The sequence below is a fragment of the Metallumcola ferriviriculae genome, from assembly GCF_035573695.1.
GTDB lineage: Bacteria > Bacillota > JADQBR01 > JADQBR01 > JADQBR01 > Metallumcola > Metallumcola ferriviriculae.
This window is the reverse complement of the sequence record NZ_CP121694.1, coordinates 945,357-960,625: the sequence shown is the minus strand read 5'-3', so window position 1 is coordinate 960,625 and position 15,269 is coordinate 945,357. Positions and strand designations below refer to the sequence as shown.

Here is a 15,269-nt window from a genome sequence, read left to right as displayed (position 1 = left end):
ATCCCTCCTTTATGGCAATGGTACCTTGAGCATTGTTTCAAATATGAAAAATGCAAATGCTTCGAACACTAAGGTAACGGTAATTATCATTTTCAATTTGGATTCACTGGCTAACAAAAGCAATATAGGAAAAGCAATAGCCGTTGCAATATAAAAACCAAGGTGCGGCAGTAGAGCTACATACAACAAAATAACAATTATAGAAGCCAGAATGTTTTTTCCTCTTTTGATAGTCACCGAATAATCGTCTGTTCTCATTATTACTGCTTTTATGATAATTGATGTAGCAAAAATTATTACCAAAACAGCTGTTACTACCGGGAAGGCAGCTGGCCCAACATCTGCTTTGTTCAGAGAGTCCGGGAATGCTTGGGCCTTTAAAATAAACCATAAAGCAATCCCTATAGACATTACCCCCGAAACTATTTCACTGTTCTTTAGCTTCATTAAAAGTCCTCCTCCAAAAGAGGGGGGACTATACAAGTCCCCTAAATTCTCTAATTGATGCCTAATTTAACCAGCCAATCGTTATTAATTTTCATCTGCGCGTTTATAAATTCGGTAAATTCTTTATAATCCATATCTCCATATTCTTTTTGCGAGTCCTTCATGTATTCCTGGAACTCCTCAGTATGCATTGCCTCTAAAAATGCGTCACTTAATGTTTGCAGTACCTCTTCAGGTACACCCGCATTTGTATAAATACCCCTAAACTGAGCCCAATCCACATTTACGGGTACTCCCGCTTCCTTATATGTGGGCACATCAGGCATTGCTTCCAGTCTCTTATCATTAAATACCCCTAAGACTCTTAATTGACCGGCCTCAACATACTGACTTACTTTGCCGGGATTAGAATTTGCGATATCCACATGGTTTCCTAACAAAGCAGTAACCGCATCGCTTGTACTTTCGTAATTAGTCCATACTGCTTCCACGCCAGCAGCATCGGCAAATATATTCCATGCAACATTATGTCCCGATCCTACAGCACCATATCCAGCGACTTTTAATTCACCCGGATGCTCCTTCATATAAGAGATCAATTCTTCTAGAGTTTGAAATTGACTTTCGGCATTAACAACTACAATATATGGATCCAATTGTACTCTAGTGACAAATGCAAAATCCTCTGGACCAAATTGACCCTTTAGACTGCTATTCCATGCTCCAACATGTGTAGGTGTGATTGACGCCAAAGTATAACCCTCTGAATCAGAAGATTTTAAGGCCGCCATCTGAGCCGCTCCGCTACCACCTTTTTTATTTTCTACTACAATTGATTGACCCAAAATGGGTTCCGTGACCTCCGCCAATTTACGGACCATGGTGTCAGTAGGCCCTCCGGGACTGGTATGAACAATAATCTTGATAGATTTATTCGGATAAGTAGTTTCCTTTTCTTCAGCCTGTTGAGTTTGGTTTTGATCTTCTTTTGCAGAATTTTTTTCTTCTTTAGCGGCCGTCGATGAAGAACAAGCTGTTAACGCGAATATTAGTACCCCAATCATTAGCAACAAAACAAAAATTTTGCCCAATTTCATGCAAATCTCTCCTTTTCCATTTATTGCATTTATTGTATACCATTTTGCAATATATTTCAATATAAAAAATATATGAAATATTTAGAATATTATTTATATACTTCTAAATAGCCTTTATTTTAAAGGTTATTTAGATATTTTTTTTTATGCTATCTCAAGGTAATATAATTATGTATTTTTTTTGGTATACCACTTTATAACTTTTGGTGGGCTGACACTACCATAGATTGACTAAAACCGACTATTTATATAAAGTGCACCAGCACTTACGAATTAATCATCAAATGATTACCCATATCTAGCTTAGTATAGAAAAAGCCACCAACTACTCAAAGCAGCTGGCGGCTGTTTTTCTTTCCGTCGTATGAAAATTTCACGTGTTTCCCTTCTATTACCGTCTTAAGATGTACCGGTTTCCCCCAGAGGAGATAGACGTGGGGAAGGGTTTTTTCAAGGTACGCTATATCTAATTCCTGCCCCTCGAAGCAGTGATTTATCAACAGATCCCCCGAGCCGCAATAGTCACCGTTTTCCACTTCGAGGTAGGGGTGGCCTCCATTCATGATGCTGTTTATTAAGCCGTCCCTCACTTCTTCCCAGTCAGTCTCCACCACCTGCCATTCGTGACCTACTTTTTTGTAAAGGTAAAGGTCTAGTTCTTCTACTAATTCTTCAGTAAGGTAGTTACGCAGGAAAGAGCCGTCGTTTTCTGTTTCCCTTACCTGAAAGATTTTTTCCATACCCAAACCAGGACGGCGGCCGTATTTTAATGTTTCTTCCGCTGAAGGTTTATCCCATCGCTTGTAAATATCTTCAAAAATGGCCAGGCCGAGATGATATGGGTTTATAGAGGCACGTGATGGAAGTACCAGATTGCTGTTCATCTTAGAAAATTCTACTGCTTCGTCTTCTGTTAAATCCATCCCCCGCATGATACGTAGGTGCCAAAACGTTGCCCAGCCTTCGTTCATGATTTTTGTCTCCACTTGGGGCCAGAAATAAAGCATCTCCTCTCGCAGCATCCAGAGGATATCCCGCTGCCAATCTTCCAATCCGGGAGCATTTCGGGCAATAAATGCTATCAGGTCCTTGTCGGGCTGCGAAGGAAACTGCTTTATTTGCCGGCTTAATTTGCTTACATCGGAAGCTGTTTTGCCCAAAGCAAACAAATCATCGTACTCTGTCACTTTAGGGATAGGGGCCTCTTCTTTTTTTTCACCAATGTGGTGCCTGGGGTCAATATGTTCAAGGATTGACAAAACGGCATCGAGAAATGTCTCCACTTCGTGATGACCGTACTGCTGCTCATATTCTTCTATCCGAGCGGCGTTACACGCCATAGTCTCTGTCATTTTGCGAGAAGTTTTTTGAAAATATGAATTGTTTTTGAAAAAATCACTGTGAGCCAGCACATGGGCAATAACCATTTTATTTTGGATAGTGGAATTGCCTTCCAATAAAAATGCATAACTCGGATCGGAATTAATGATCAACTCGTAAATTCGGCTGAGGTTGTAGTCGTACTGCATCTTCAAACGATGAAATGCCTTGCCGTGAGACCAGTGGGAAAAACGAGTGGGCATTCCATATGAACCTACAGTATAAATAATCTCTGCAGGCACTAATTCAAACCGCATGGGAAAAAAATCAAGGCCAAATGCCTTGGCCAGTTTTACCATATCTTCCGTTGCTTGTTCCAACGTATTAAGCACTAAACTATCATTCAAGTCAAGCTCCCCCTTCAGAAAAGATTGAATTAATCTCTATCTTTTCTGCTGAAAAATGCTTTTAAAGCGGAAAACACTTCATTCTTATCCTTTATTGTCACTGCCTTAAAATTGTCTGCAGAGACGGATTTAAAGGTATTGAGCAGAGTACTGCTGCGATAGTAGGGATTAACAATTTCACCATAGCCAAACATATTACAGCGTTCCAGCAGACCCGCGACCAATTTATAGCAAAGTTCATTATCTGAGGGTAGGTTGTCACCATCAGAGAAATGAAAGGGGTAAAGGTTATATTCTTCAGGTGGATACTTTTTATCAATTAAATCCAGGGCCAGACTATATGCCGAAGAGCATTTTGTCCCGCCACTTTCACCTTTGGTAAAGAACTCCTCCTCGGTCACCACTTTCGCCTGGGTATGATGAGCAATAAAGATTATTTCTACACTCTCATACTTAGTTCTTAAAAAACGCACCATCCAGAAGAAGAAACTTCGTGCGATGTACTTTTCAAAGTTGCCCATGCTTCCCGATGTATCCATCATCGCCAGTACGACAGCATTAGATTTATACTGCCTATGCACGGTCCAGGTCTTATAGCGTAAGTCTTCCGGGGTTATACCCCCGATCTTTGGCTCTCCCTTCATGGCATTCCGTTTCAGGTTTTCTAGGATGGTGCGTTTTTTATCCAGATTGCCGGATAGACCTCTTTTACGCACATCAGTAAAACGATATGCTTCTGTCTCTACCTCCTTGCTTTGTTTTTCTTGCATGTTCGGTAATTCCAATTCTTCAAACAGAAGTTCCGATAATTCCTCCACTGACATCTCTACTTCGTAATAGTCCACTCCTGGTTGGTCGCCGGCCCCCTTGCCTCTTCCGGATGGTCCTCCTGAAGGATCGCTTCCCAACACGTCACCCTTTTTGCTATTGCCATTCCCTTGACCGCCGTGTTTATTTTTCTCATGACTGTAACGAAAATGATATTCCTCCAAGGAACGAATGGGAACTTTCAAAACCTTCTTACCTTTAGTAATAATAATACCTTCATCCGTTATCAAATCAGATAAATTATTTTTTATGGCATCTTTCACCTTTTCCCGATGTCTTTTCTGGTCGATACGGCCCTTACGATGCAGGGACCAGTCGTCTCTGGAAATAAGATTGTCAGTCAAGCCCCCCACCTACCTGTTCAATAGACTTCCCGCATACTTTAAGAGTTCGTTGGCACATACATGACAATAGCCATGGCTGTCTATCAACCGCTCCATAACGGCATTGATACGCTTTAACTGCTCGGGGTCGGGCGTTTTCGCTGAAGTAGTTATTTTTACTATGTCCTTTAGGTCCGTAAAAAGTTTTTTCTCGATTGCCTCCCGCAGTCTCTCATGTGAGTTATAGTCGAAAGACTTACCCTGGCGGGCGTAGCTCGACAGCCGAATCAGAAGCTCTTCACGAAAAGTTTTTTTGGCATTTTCGGAAACCCCTATCTGCTCTTCAATCGAGCGCATCAACTTTTCATCCGGATCAAGTTCCTCGTCAGTAATTGGGTCTTTAACTTTATAACCGTTACAGTAAGCTTCGACATTATCCAGATAATTGTTGAACAATGTCCTGGCTGACTCCTCGTATGAATAGACAAACGCTCGCTGCACCTCTTTCTTCGCCATCTCATCATATTCTTTTCGCGCTGCAGCCAAATAATTAAGTAGGTTTTCTTTTTCCTCTTTATTGATGGATGTATGCTGATCCAGCCCATGTTTAAGGGCGCGCAAAATATCCAAAGCATTGATACATGTGGTGTCTTTTGTAATTAATGCGCTGGAGATGCGGTTAATCACATAGCGGGGGTCTATGCCGCTCATACCTTCGCCCTCTGCCTCCGCTTGCAATTCCTTAACATCCTTTTGCTTAAATCCTTCTACATCTTCACCATCATAAAGCTTCATTTTCTTAAGTAAATCCATCCCCTGCTTACGAGACTCCTTTAAACGAGAAAGTATGGAAAACATAGCAGCAACTTTTAAAGCATAAGGCGCGATATGCACATCCTGCATATCGCTCTGGGCAATTAGCTTATGATAAATCTTAACTTCTTCTGAAGCTTTTAAGTTATAGGTTATTGGCAATACGATAATCCTAGATTGCAGCGCTTCATTTTTCTTGTTGCTGATAAAAGCGCGGTATTCAGCTTCGTTGGTATGAGCGACAATCATCTCGTCAGCAGATATCAGCGCAAAACGTCCAGCTTTAAAGTTTCCTTCCTGAGATAAACTGAGCAGGTTATAGAGGAACTTTTCATCTGCCTTAAGCATCTCCTGAAATTCCATAATGCCTCGGTTAGCCTTATTCAGTTCGCCGTCAAAGCGGTAGGCTCGCGGGTCTGATTCTGACCCGTACTCTGCTATGGTGGAAAAGTCTACACTGCCGGTGAGGTCTGCAATATCCTGGGATTTCGGATCTGAAGGACTGAATGTACCTATCCCCACTCTTTTCTCTTCTGAAAAAAGGATTCGTTCCACTGGGATACTCTCTATCCGCCCTTGATATTCTTTTTCCACCATTAAACTGCATGCAGGACAAAGATTTCCTTCAATGTAAACCCCGTATTCCTGAGAGAATTCCTCCCGAAGCTGACGGGGTATCAGATGCAGCGGTTCTTCATGCATGGGACATCCTTTGATAGCATAAATTGCCCCTTCGTCTGAGCGGGTATATTGCTCCAATCCCCTTTTTATCATGGAAACAATAGTAGATTTACCGCCGCTCACCGGTCCCATCAGCAGCAGTATCCTTTTTCTCACATCCAAGCGCCGTGCAGCAGAGTGAAAATACTCTTCCACCAGTCGTTCCAAGACCTTTTCCACGCCAAAGATTTCCGGTGCAAAGAAATTATAGCGTTTGCCGCTTTCGGTTTGTTCCACGCCATAGCTGGCAATCATATCGTATATCCTGGCATGGGCTAACCGGCCTATCTCAGGCCTTTCTCTCAGCAATTGGAGGTAATCTGCAAAGGTTCCCCCCCAGGCCAAGGCTTTTTCCCGCTGGCGATACTGCTGTAATCGTTCTAAGACATCCATATATTCTCCCCCCTAGCCCCTGAAGTCTGGAAATTGTTTAAATGGCCTAACGGCCTTTCCCCTTTGAGTATCATGTATGTCTTGTTAATATATATGCCGCCATAAATCAAAAAGAAGTACACTGCTTGACCAAAAAGGTGGCAAATATGGCTAAATTATGGTAAATTTAAGCATAATAATTGTAGAGAAAACTCAAGCTATAGGGAGAGGTGACTTAAAATGGGGTACAAATTTGAATTTACTTGGTTGTTGCGACTACCGGTTGACGAATTGCCAAAAGAACCGGGCCAGAAAATTCAAAATGATGAAAATGAGAATTTACTATTATGGAAAAGGACCTCCGGAAATATAATTTTAGGGTTCTTTCGTGAGGGACATAAATTGGTCTATCCCGTGGGTCTTGAAGTTCTGATCATCGCCAAGAGCCAAGAGGTAATCGGTATTGGTAAAATTGTCAAGTCGGAAATTTATGAACTTCCAGACGGTTCTTTAACCACGGTAGTAGAATTCTCTTTGAAACGTATGCTGGATGACAGTGAAAGGCCCATAGTTACCCAAGTCATCAGGGAGATGTATGGAAAGTAACTTGCCTACTGGGAGGTGATACTGATGGCTTACGGCTGCACCACGTGCGGCAAGTCTAAACGGCTGCCGGATTTTTGCTGCGGCAAACCAATGCTGCAGCAAGGAACCTTTTATTGTGAAACCTGTGGTTCCACTTACTCCCAAAGCGGCGATTGTTGTGAACAGCCTCTCAACCAAGTCTAGGTACAAATGAGCTGGGCCCGGTACTCAGATAAAAAAACTGTTATAACTTTGAGTACCGGGCTTAGTCTGTGAAAAATTGGGCAGGGAAAACTTATTTTGTATTTTTAATAACCGTGAGGTATAATAAGGAGCAAAGTAAACCTTACCTAAACAGGAGGACTTTTCCATGATTTTTGGACAGGATTTTGAGCTCCTATCAAACGGAGAGCTCAGTTTTTCCGAAGATATCTACGCACCCCAGCCGGCAGTACGCCAGTTAAAGGATGCTGGAGATGTATTGTATCGGTCAGTGCCTTTAAATGATCGTCCTTTATATTATATGTATCGGGGCGTTCACCACCGGGAAGATCGCCAGCTTTTTTTGGATAATAATATCCGTTATGATATTACCATTATACTCTCAGGTTTAATTGACCGAGAGTATATTAAAACCATCGGCCATTTCCACCCCCTTAAGCCTCAATCTTCAGAAACCTTTCCTGAATACTACGAAGTTCTCAACGGGGAAGCTCTTTATTTATTGCAAAAAAATAACAGAGCCGGGGAAGTAGAAGAAATCATGACAGTAGAGGCGAAAAAAGGCGATAAGGTATATATTCCTTCCAACTATGGTCATATCACCGTTAATCCCGGTGAAGAACCGTTAGTGATGGCTAACCTGATAGAAAGCAACTTTTCTTCGTTGTATCAATCTTTCGCCGATAAAAGAGGCGCGGCCTACTACTGCATTAGGGGCGACAATGGCAAAAGGGAATTCGTAAAAAATGAAAACTACCGCAATTCTGTAGGCCTTAAGCTGTTGGCTGCACCTTCCTTAGAACAGCCAATAACCATGCAGCCGGGTGAAGGTCTGTATGATGCTTTTATCAGAAACCCCGAAGCTTTTGAAATCTTAAAATAGCAAACAAAAAGAGGCCTCCAACGATCCAACAGGAACAGGCCTCTTTTCATTTATTATTGTTGTCCGCCGCTTTGTTGCCCCCCACCTTGCTGACCGCCGCCCCCCTGTTGCTTACCGCCTTTTTCCATCTGCACCGACTTAATTTCACCATCTATCTGCAGCTCCATCTTTTTCCCATCTGCTGTTTCAATTATCAGTTTGGTCCCGCCGCCTTGCTTCTGACCTTGACCCTGGCCTTGGCCCTGGCTTTGCTGTCCTTGACCCTGCTGTCCACTGCTTTGTGACTGCTGCCCCTGTCCGCCCTGTTCTGTGGGCTTAGCTTCCAGTTTACCCAACCGTTCACGGACTAAGAAAAGATTGTCTTTTGTAATCAATCTTACCGGCACCAATGTCGCCGAAATGTCGTAATTACCATCATTAACCACCGTGTCTGACTGCCAGAAGCCATTCTTTGCCAAATCCTCTGCTGCCTTTACCGCATAGGTACCTACTAGATCCGGCATCAAATCGACATCCGCATCATGCACACCCATTAACAACGCCTGGGCACTTTCTTTAGTAATACCCGCACCCACTGTTACTAGCGTAGGGTCAATGGCACTTTCCAATAAGGTCTTGGTCAAATCTGGGGATGATGTGGTAATCGCTCCCGGAGAATTAGCTGACATCAAGCGCATCAGCTCGGTTTTAGCTATTGTAGGATTATCAGTCGCTATTTCGCCCTTCGTTATGTTTAACTGTCCTGATAAACTTTCTTCCAGACCCGCCAAACCCATTGGACCGGCAGGCTTTTTCTGTGCCACTAGGGCCAGTACCTCCGGCTGTTTTAATGGTTGGTCTTGATTAAGGATAAATTGACCTTGTAGTTTTCCTACCCTGGCAAAATCCGCCCCGATAAAACCGTCCAGCGGTACATTGGGCGGCAGGTTATTTAAAGCCAGAATCTTTATTCCTTTACCCTTCGCCTGTTCCACCAGCCGCATCGCTTGGGAAGGTTCAAGAAATTCTATTACCAATACTTTGACTTTCTTGTCTAAAAGCTGCTGTACCTGCAGTTCCTGTTGGGCAGCATCGTTTTTTGCATCCTGAAACATCAGTTTTACCTGTTTACCTTTGTTATCTTCCATTGCTTTCTTGATGGCTTTATCCCGAGCACTATTTAGGTCAGGTAAACTGACGCCTATCATTTGTTGCTCTTGTGGGGCCGGCTTTTTTTGGGGTTTGCTGCATGCCGCCGATAATATTAAACTGATCACTATAACAAACATAAATATATATTTGTAATAACGCATACTATCACCTCTACAATCATAGTTTGTGACAACGGATTTAAAATTAATCAATCAAAAACACTTTTGAAGAGTTTATGATTGGCAAATTAAGGTAATAATAGCTATAAAATCTTATAGAGGTGAGTGTATTATGGCTAAAACTAAGATGGATTTGAAACTTTTTATGAAACAAGGAAACAGCTACCTTAGCTTGTTAGAAAAGACTAACAGAAATGGTCAGCACAATAAAAAAATCGCGGACATCAAACGCAAAATGCTATCCGCGAAAAAACAACTGCAGTTGTATTAAACTCGGGGCACCGCCCCGAGTTTATAATTTATCCTGAGATTGTGCAGTAACCCGTACTCCTATAAATTTTTTCTGGTATTTATCTATCAAGGAAGGCACTCTGCGTAGGTAGTTTTGTGTTTCGGAAATATAAAGATAGCGTGAATTATATACATTGCCAGGCCCAGCATTATAAGCCGCCAACGCCTGCTTCAAATTGCCAAATTCTTTTAACTGCATAGAGAGATACCGCGCGCCACCCTCAATATTTGCCTGAGGGTCATACGGATCAACACCCAGATATTTCGCAGTGCCAGGCATCAACTGCATCAGGCCAACGGCGCCGGCATGACTAATGGCCTTGGGATTGCCACCGGATTCCTGCTCCATAACCCCCGCAATAATAGCCGGGTCAATGTCATATTTCTGTGCCGCAGCCTGTATCTGCGGTGCCCAGCGTAAAATATTATCAGTCCGGTCAAAAGGTATTACAGTCTTTTTGACGATGGTCACCGGTTTGTCATCTACCAGCACCACATTTACCGATACGGTACGATATAGGGCTACGGCCGCATCCCACAAGTTATCCACCGCAATACCCCGCCATGACTTACTAATTTTTCGGTCATCCTGAGCCAAATCTAGGTCGACCTTTGCCCGATCAACACTTTCTTCTTTGCCCACCTTCTTACCGCCCAAACCCAATACGTCCAGCATCAGTAGCACTGTGTCATCAATTCCCTGCTTAAATAATTGCCATTGCTCCGTCTTATATTGCTTAGTGCGCGCTATGTCTATAGAAATTTTTGGCGGCGCTTGTCCCAGCATGTTCTGCATTTCTTGAACCCATTGTTTTTCAAAATCCGTATTTTTAAACTCCTTGACATCCTTATCTATCAGGTATTGAATAAATCCTTCTTCGTAGTGTTGAAAATCGATCTGACCCAACACCTGCACAATCACGAGAAAGATGAGCAGCATTACCAAGCCGGTCATCATCAGTCTGTAAAAGGTACGATACATCGTTTTACCAAAGCGGCGCAATATCTTCATGCAAGTTCCTCCAGCTACCCCGTTCTATATTTCATACATACCTGCTGAGGCAATAGTGTAATTCCCCTAATGCCTCCGGATCAGTTTCCAATTTCAATCTCTTAATGAGATAGTCTATGTTTTTGCTTCCGCCAGCCTTTGATATCGCCCAATAAGCATGCGTACGTAAATTAGGATTTTCACATTCTGCGGCTTGGAACACTGCCTCAGTCAGATAGCCCAAGTTACCAAAAGCGATTAATGCATTACGCTGAATAACTGCCTTACCACGCCAACCTAAGGCCGTACCAGCAAAGAAGTATTTAAATTTTTTATTAGTTAAGCCTAGCAGGAAATCCAAGCGCGGGTATACTTTCTCTACATCGTCATCGGAAATGCGTGGTTTTTTCTTGATACCCTCACGGAGCAGCTCTACATTGTAAGGGCAGACTTCCTGACAGCGGTCACACCCATATACTCTGTTTCCCAGCTTGTCGCGATAATGCCTGGGGAATATTCCTTTTTGCTGGGTGAGAAAGGATAAACACTTGTACGGGTTGACCCGATACGGCGCTTCAATGGCGCCGGTTGGACAAGCACTGATACAGCGGTTACATCCTTGGCAAGTACCCGCCATAAAGGGATCGTGCTGCTGCACCTCCGATAGTCCCACATCCAATAGGAGTTCGCCCAAGGTTACCCACGAACCATATTCCTCAGTAATAATGGCGGTATTTTTGCCATAGCCCCCCAAGCCCGTCTTGGCGGCCCAATACCGATCAATTAATGGACCGGTATCAATGTTGCATGCAATGTTAGCGGTATTAAACCGCGCTTGGCATATTTCCGCCAGACGTTCCAGTTTTTGCCTAACAACCAAATGATAGTCCCGCCCCCGGCTAAAGCGTGCAATCGTTCCCCGCGCTTCCGTATCCGGATTATTATGGGATATTTCGTAAGGATAAGCTAAAGATATAACGGTCCTAACTCCATCCAGCAGCAATCCCGGCTGCGTTCTTTCCGTAGGAGACCAACGGACAAATGGTGCCGCTAAACCCAGCTCTTGGCGCTCTGCCAAGAATGCAGCAGCGTCACTATCAACCTCAGGCTTACACCAGCCAAGCACTACTCCCTCTCTTTGCGCAAAGTCATGTAGAAATTGCATCCTTAATCACCTTTACTCTCGGATAATACTTTCAAGCAGCTCTTCACCTATTTCCGGGGTGAATTCCTGCCGCAATGGGTATAATGCAGCTTTCCACTGCAATTTTTCTTGTTGAGTGAGATGATGGATGGTAATATCTTTGGTGTTTTCCAGTCTGGTAAGGAACTGTTGATTCTGTCGCTGTGCTTCTTTCCTCTCCCACATCGTTACCTCTTCCAGTGTATCCTTTATTATTTTACGAATATCTTCAGGAAGAGAATTCCAGAATGTCTTATTGGTCATTACAGCATACCCCAAATATCCATGATTACTAATAGTCACATCCGACTGCACTTGATGAAACTTTTTTGTATAGAAGTTAGACAGGGGGTTTTCTGCACCGTTCACCTCTCCCCACTGCAGTGCACGATATACTTCACTAAATGGTAATTCCTTTACATTAGCCCCTAACCGTTGAAACTGACGCGCCAACATTTTACTAGGCATTATCCTGAATGAAAGCCCCCGAAAATCTTCCACAGTATGCAGCGGCTGATTTGCGCTCATTTGTTTAAAACCATTATCCCACATGGCTAAGCCTTTGACGTTTTTTTCTTCCAGCACATCGAATAGCTTCTGACCTACCTCTCCATCCATCGCATTGTGTACCTCGGCATAGTTTTCAAAGAGAAAGGGCAGGTCGAATATCTGCCACTGGGGAAAAATATCCGTAAGCTTTGCCGTTGCCGGGGCAATCATCTGAACATTATTCTCGGTCAGCGCTTTAAACTCTTCCCCGTCCTTATACAAGGTAGAATTAGGATAAACCTGCACTTCCACCCTGCCTCCGGTACGCTGATGTACCAGATACGCAAAACGCTTTGCTGCCAAGCCCTTAGGGGTCGACTCCGCCACCACATGAGAAAAACGGATGACTATGCGCTTGTTAGCACTCACCTGCTCTAAGTCCTTGGCACGCTCAGTGCATCCGCTTATTACGAACATACTTAGCAGTAATACCAACCAAATCAATTTCCTAGACATAAAATTCCCTCCACTGCTCTATGCATTGTTACGATATCTGTTAATCGGCCGACCGACGGAGCCGTATTGGACCTCCAATTTTACCTTACCGGTCTTTTCAAGATAATCCAGATAACGCCTGGCGGTCACCCTAGCAAGGCCAATACCTTCTGCTACTTCTTCGGCAGAAAGGCTTTCATTTTGCTTAAACAAATAGAGTATTACCTGCTTCATAGTTACCTCAGTCAACCCCTTGGGCAGCTCCTCCGATAATTCCTGAGTTTTTAATGTGGTTATTTGGTCAATATCTTCCTGGCTGAGAGACTCTTTTTTGTTTAATTTATTTAACAGTGCCTTATAAGCCTCCAACGCACTTTTAATCCGTTCAAATTTAAATGGTTTGACAATATAGTCCACTGCACCGAGACGAAATACCTGCCGGATAGTCTCCGCATCTCTGACTGCAGTAACCAAAATAACATCAGTGGGTAGATTAGACTGACGAATTTCCCGCAATGTCTCAAGCCCATCCTTGTCTGGCAGAAAAATGTCCAATATCACCAACTGAGGTTTGATCTTTTTCACTATTTCTATGGCCTCGGCACCTGTTTCCGCAGTACCCACAATCTGAAAACCATCGACATTCTCAATGTATTGACGGTTTACCTCCATCACCATCGGGTCATCTTCCACTATCACTGTCCTGACCATAACTCTCCCCCCTTTTCTACCCGTGCCAAGGCAGGAATATTTCAACTTGGGTACCAAAATCCAACTGAGCCTCTAATTTAATGCTGCCATCCACCGCATCAACATATTTTTTAACCAAAGCCAAGCCATATCCTCTTTTAGTACCCTTGGTAGAAAAACCGGTAGTAAAAATATTTCCCTTATCTTCCGGCGCAATACCCCGTCCTTGGTCCTTCACCCGAATTTTAACACCCGGGTGGTCTTCCGATATATGCAACTTGATGGTGCGCCTGCTTTTTTCCAGGCCTTCCACCGCATCCATAGCATTTTCCAGCAGGTTACCCAAAATCACCACCATGGCCCCGCTGTCCAATCCCCTAGGCAGGGTAGTTAGTTTGCTTGTTTTATCAATATCAAGCTCGATTTTTAGCTCCTTAGCTCGATTATATTTACCTAATAATAAACCCGCAATACTGTAATCAGTGAAATTTTTGGTGATAAACCCAGTAATTTCCTGTTGTTCTTCAGTAACTGCAAACACATAATCAAGTACCTGCTGGTATTTTTTCAATTGAATTAATCCAGCAATAGTGTGCAGCTTATTTAGGTGCTCGTGATTTTGCACCCGCAGTGCTTCGATAAACTTTTTTACACCGGTAAGTTCCTCCGCCATTTCGCGCACTTCAGTCTTATCCTGAAAAGTAGCCACAGCGCCCACAATACCCGTCTTCACCTTAATGGGAATGCGATTGGCCAAAATATTAATCTTATTGATAATCATTTCCTGCTGATATTCCGCCGCACCGGTTTCAGAAACTTCAGGCAGGCGTGTGTTGGGAATCACTACACCGACATCTTTGCCCACCACATCCTCATAAATACCGACAATTCGCCGGGCTTCATCGTTAATAATTGTGATTTTATTATTGCGGTCAATGGCTATTATGCCTTCACCGATAGATTGGAATACAGCCACCCGTTCTTCCAGCAGCCGAGCAATTTCCCCGGGCTCCATGTTAAACATAGCTCTTTTAATATTTCTTGCCAGTACCATAGAACCAATTACCCCTACCACGAGCCCCGCAAGTAAAGATAAATATAGCTGAAATCTCATTCCATGCACCAATTTGGAAACAGTCGGGGTTAAAATACCTACTACTATCACACCCACTTGTTTGGTTCCTTCGTTAGCCATAATGGGTACAAATGCCCTGATAGAAGGCCCCAACACCCCTTCGGCAGGAGATGTATATTCGTGCTCCGCAAAAGCCGGATCCTCATCCCCACCGCTGAATTTGGTACCAATGCGATCCTGGAGCGGATGGGAGTAGCGAATTTTATCCATATCAAGTACCACAATATACTCAACATTAGTAGCTAATCGGGTCTTTTCTGCCAGCGGTTGAATTACCTCCCAACCGCCGGGTTTTCCCACCGCTTCTTGAATTTCCTCTAATTGAGCAAGGGTCCGGGCAATGGATAATGCTTTAGAACCAAGCTCCTTTTCTAGTTGAGAAGAGAAATTCTCTACCAGGAAAATACCACCAATAATGATAGAGAGCAGTACCAATCCGGAAGACAGCCAGGTAATCTGAGTGCGTATAGAAATTTCACGCCTTCTACGAGCCAACTGCTTTCTCCCCCTTCTTGAAAGCTTGTCCTGCTTTTAAATTCTACACTAGGGCAGTCATTCCTTTTGTCTCTTTTAGCCATAAACATATCTCCCTTGATACGACTGCCAAGCCGGAACCTTATTTAAGTTTTCAGAAATAATACAATTGTTATAATAAGCTAGTTGTTTCG

At 43.3% G+C, this 15,269-nt stretch carries 15 protein-coding genes; 4 read left to right on the top strand and 11 right to left on the bottom strand.

Annotation, left to right across the window (positions count from 1 at the left end; translation table 11 throughout):
• Window positions 1-9: 9 nt before the first annotated feature.
• The 5 genes from MFMK1_RS04825 to MFMK1_RS04805 all read right to left on the bottom strand — a co-directional run bounded on the left by MFMK1_RS04825 (window position 10) and on the right by MFMK1_RS04805 (window position 6,348).
• The gene (locus tag MFMK1_RS04825) at window positions 10-447 is read right to left on the bottom strand and encodes a tripartite tricarboxylate transporter TctB family protein (RefSeq protein ID WP_366924014.1); all 438 of its coding nucleotides are present in this window, start codon (window positions 445-447) and stop codon (window positions 10-12) included.
• Window positions 448-497: 50 nt separating this feature from the next.
• Window positions 498-1,544, bottom strand: a complete 1,047-nt coding sequence (locus MFMK1_RS04820) for a tripartite tricarboxylate transporter substrate binding protein (RefSeq protein ID WP_366924013.1) — start codon at window positions 1,542-1,544, stop codon at window positions 498-500.
• Between the two features lie 329 nt (window positions 1,545-1,873).
• Complete coding sequence (locus tag MFMK1_RS04815) at window positions 1,874-3,223, bottom strand: SpoVR family protein (protein ID WP_366924879.1); 1,350 nt, start codon at window positions 3,221-3,223, stop codon at window positions 1,874-1,876.
• 77 nt (window positions 3,224-3,300) lie between these two features.
• On the bottom strand, window positions 3,301-4,443 hold the full coding sequence (gene yhbH / locus MFMK1_RS04810) for a sporulation protein YhbH (protein WP_366924012.1): 1,143 nt from the start codon (window positions 4,441-4,443) through the stop codon (window positions 3,301-3,303).
• A gap of 9 nt (window positions 4,444-4,452) precedes the next feature.
• The gene (locus tag MFMK1_RS04805; RefSeq protein WP_366924011.1) at window positions 4,453-6,348 is read right to left on the bottom strand and encodes a PrkA family serine protein kinase; all 1,896 of its coding nucleotides are present in this window, start codon (window positions 6,346-6,348) and stop codon (window positions 4,453-4,455) included.
• 219 nt (window positions 6,349-6,567) lie between these two features.
• On the opposite strand from MFMK1_RS04805, the gene MFMK1_RS04800 reads away from it, so the two are divergent.
• From MFMK1_RS04800 to MFMK1_RS04790, 3 genes are all read left to right on the top strand, one after another.
• Window positions 6,568-6,933, top strand: coding sequence for a hypothetical protein (locus tag MFMK1_RS04800; RefSeq protein ID WP_366924010.1), 366 nt, complete (start codon window positions 6,568-6,570; stop codon window positions 6,931-6,933).
• A gap of 24 nt (window positions 6,934-6,957) precedes the next feature.
• The gene (locus MFMK1_RS04795) at window positions 6,958-7,116 is read left to right on the top strand and encodes a hypothetical protein (RefSeq protein WP_366924009.1); all 159 of its coding nucleotides are present in this window, start codon (window positions 6,958-6,960) and stop codon (window positions 7,114-7,116) included.
• Between the two features lie 166 nt (window positions 7,117-7,282).
• Window positions 7,283-8,017: a glucose-6-phosphate isomerase family protein gene (locus tag MFMK1_RS04790; protein WP_366924008.1), complete on the top strand. Its 735-nt coding sequence runs from the start codon at window positions 7,283-7,285 to the stop codon at window positions 8,015-8,017.
• Between the two features lie 53 nt (window positions 8,018-8,070).
• Here the strand turns inward: MFMK1_RS04790 and MFMK1_RS04785 are convergent, their stop codons facing one another.
• The gene (locus tag MFMK1_RS04785) at window positions 8,071-9,309 is read right to left on the bottom strand and encodes a substrate-binding domain-containing protein (protein WP_366924007.1); all 1,239 of its coding nucleotides are present in this window, start codon (window positions 9,307-9,309) and stop codon (window positions 8,071-8,073) included.
• 130 nt (window positions 9,310-9,439) lie between these two features.
• On the opposite strand from MFMK1_RS04785, the gene MFMK1_RS04780 reads away from it, so the two are divergent.
• Window positions 9,440-9,598: a hypothetical protein gene (locus MFMK1_RS04780; RefSeq protein ID WP_366924006.1), complete on the top strand. Its 159-nt coding sequence runs from the start codon at window positions 9,440-9,442 to the stop codon at window positions 9,596-9,598.
• Between the two features lie 21 nt (window positions 9,599-9,619).
• Here MFMK1_RS04780 and MFMK1_RS04775 read toward each other — a convergent pair whose 3' ends face one another.
• Genes MFMK1_RS04775 through dcuS form a run of 5 tightly spaced genes read right to left on the bottom strand, consistent with a single transcriptional unit; the run spans window position 9,620 to window position 15,096 of the window.
• The gene (locus tag MFMK1_RS04775; RefSeq protein ID WP_366924005.1) at window positions 9,620-10,630 is read right to left on the bottom strand and encodes a lytic transglycosylase domain-containing protein; all 1,011 of its coding nucleotides are present in this window, start codon (window positions 10,628-10,630) and stop codon (window positions 9,620-9,622) included.
• A gap of 31 nt (window positions 10,631-10,661) precedes the next feature.
• Entirely contained in the window at window positions 10,662-11,774 is a 1,113-nt protein-coding gene (gene queG / locus MFMK1_RS04770) for a tRNA epoxyqueuosine(34) reductase QueG (RefSeq protein WP_366924004.1), read from the bottom strand.
• A 12-nt stretch (window positions 11,775-11,786) separates the two neighbouring features.
• Entirely contained in the window at window positions 11,787-12,797 is a 1,011-nt protein-coding gene (locus MFMK1_RS04765) for a TRAP transporter substrate-binding protein (protein ID WP_366924003.1), read from the bottom strand.
• Between the two features lie 18 nt (window positions 12,798-12,815).
• On the bottom strand, window positions 12,816-13,487 hold the full coding sequence (locus MFMK1_RS04760) for a response regulator (protein WP_366924002.1): 672 nt from the start codon (window positions 13,485-13,487) through the stop codon (window positions 12,816-12,818).
• Between the two features lie 16 nt (window positions 13,488-13,503).
• Window positions 13,504-15,096 (bottom strand): DcuS/MalK family sensor histidine kinase, encoded by a 1,593-nt coding sequence (gene dcuS, locus MFMK1_RS04755; RefSeq protein ID WP_366924001.1) that lies wholly within the window; start codon window positions 15,094-15,096, stop codon window positions 13,504-13,506.
• Window positions 15,097-15,269: the final 173 nt, after the last annotated feature.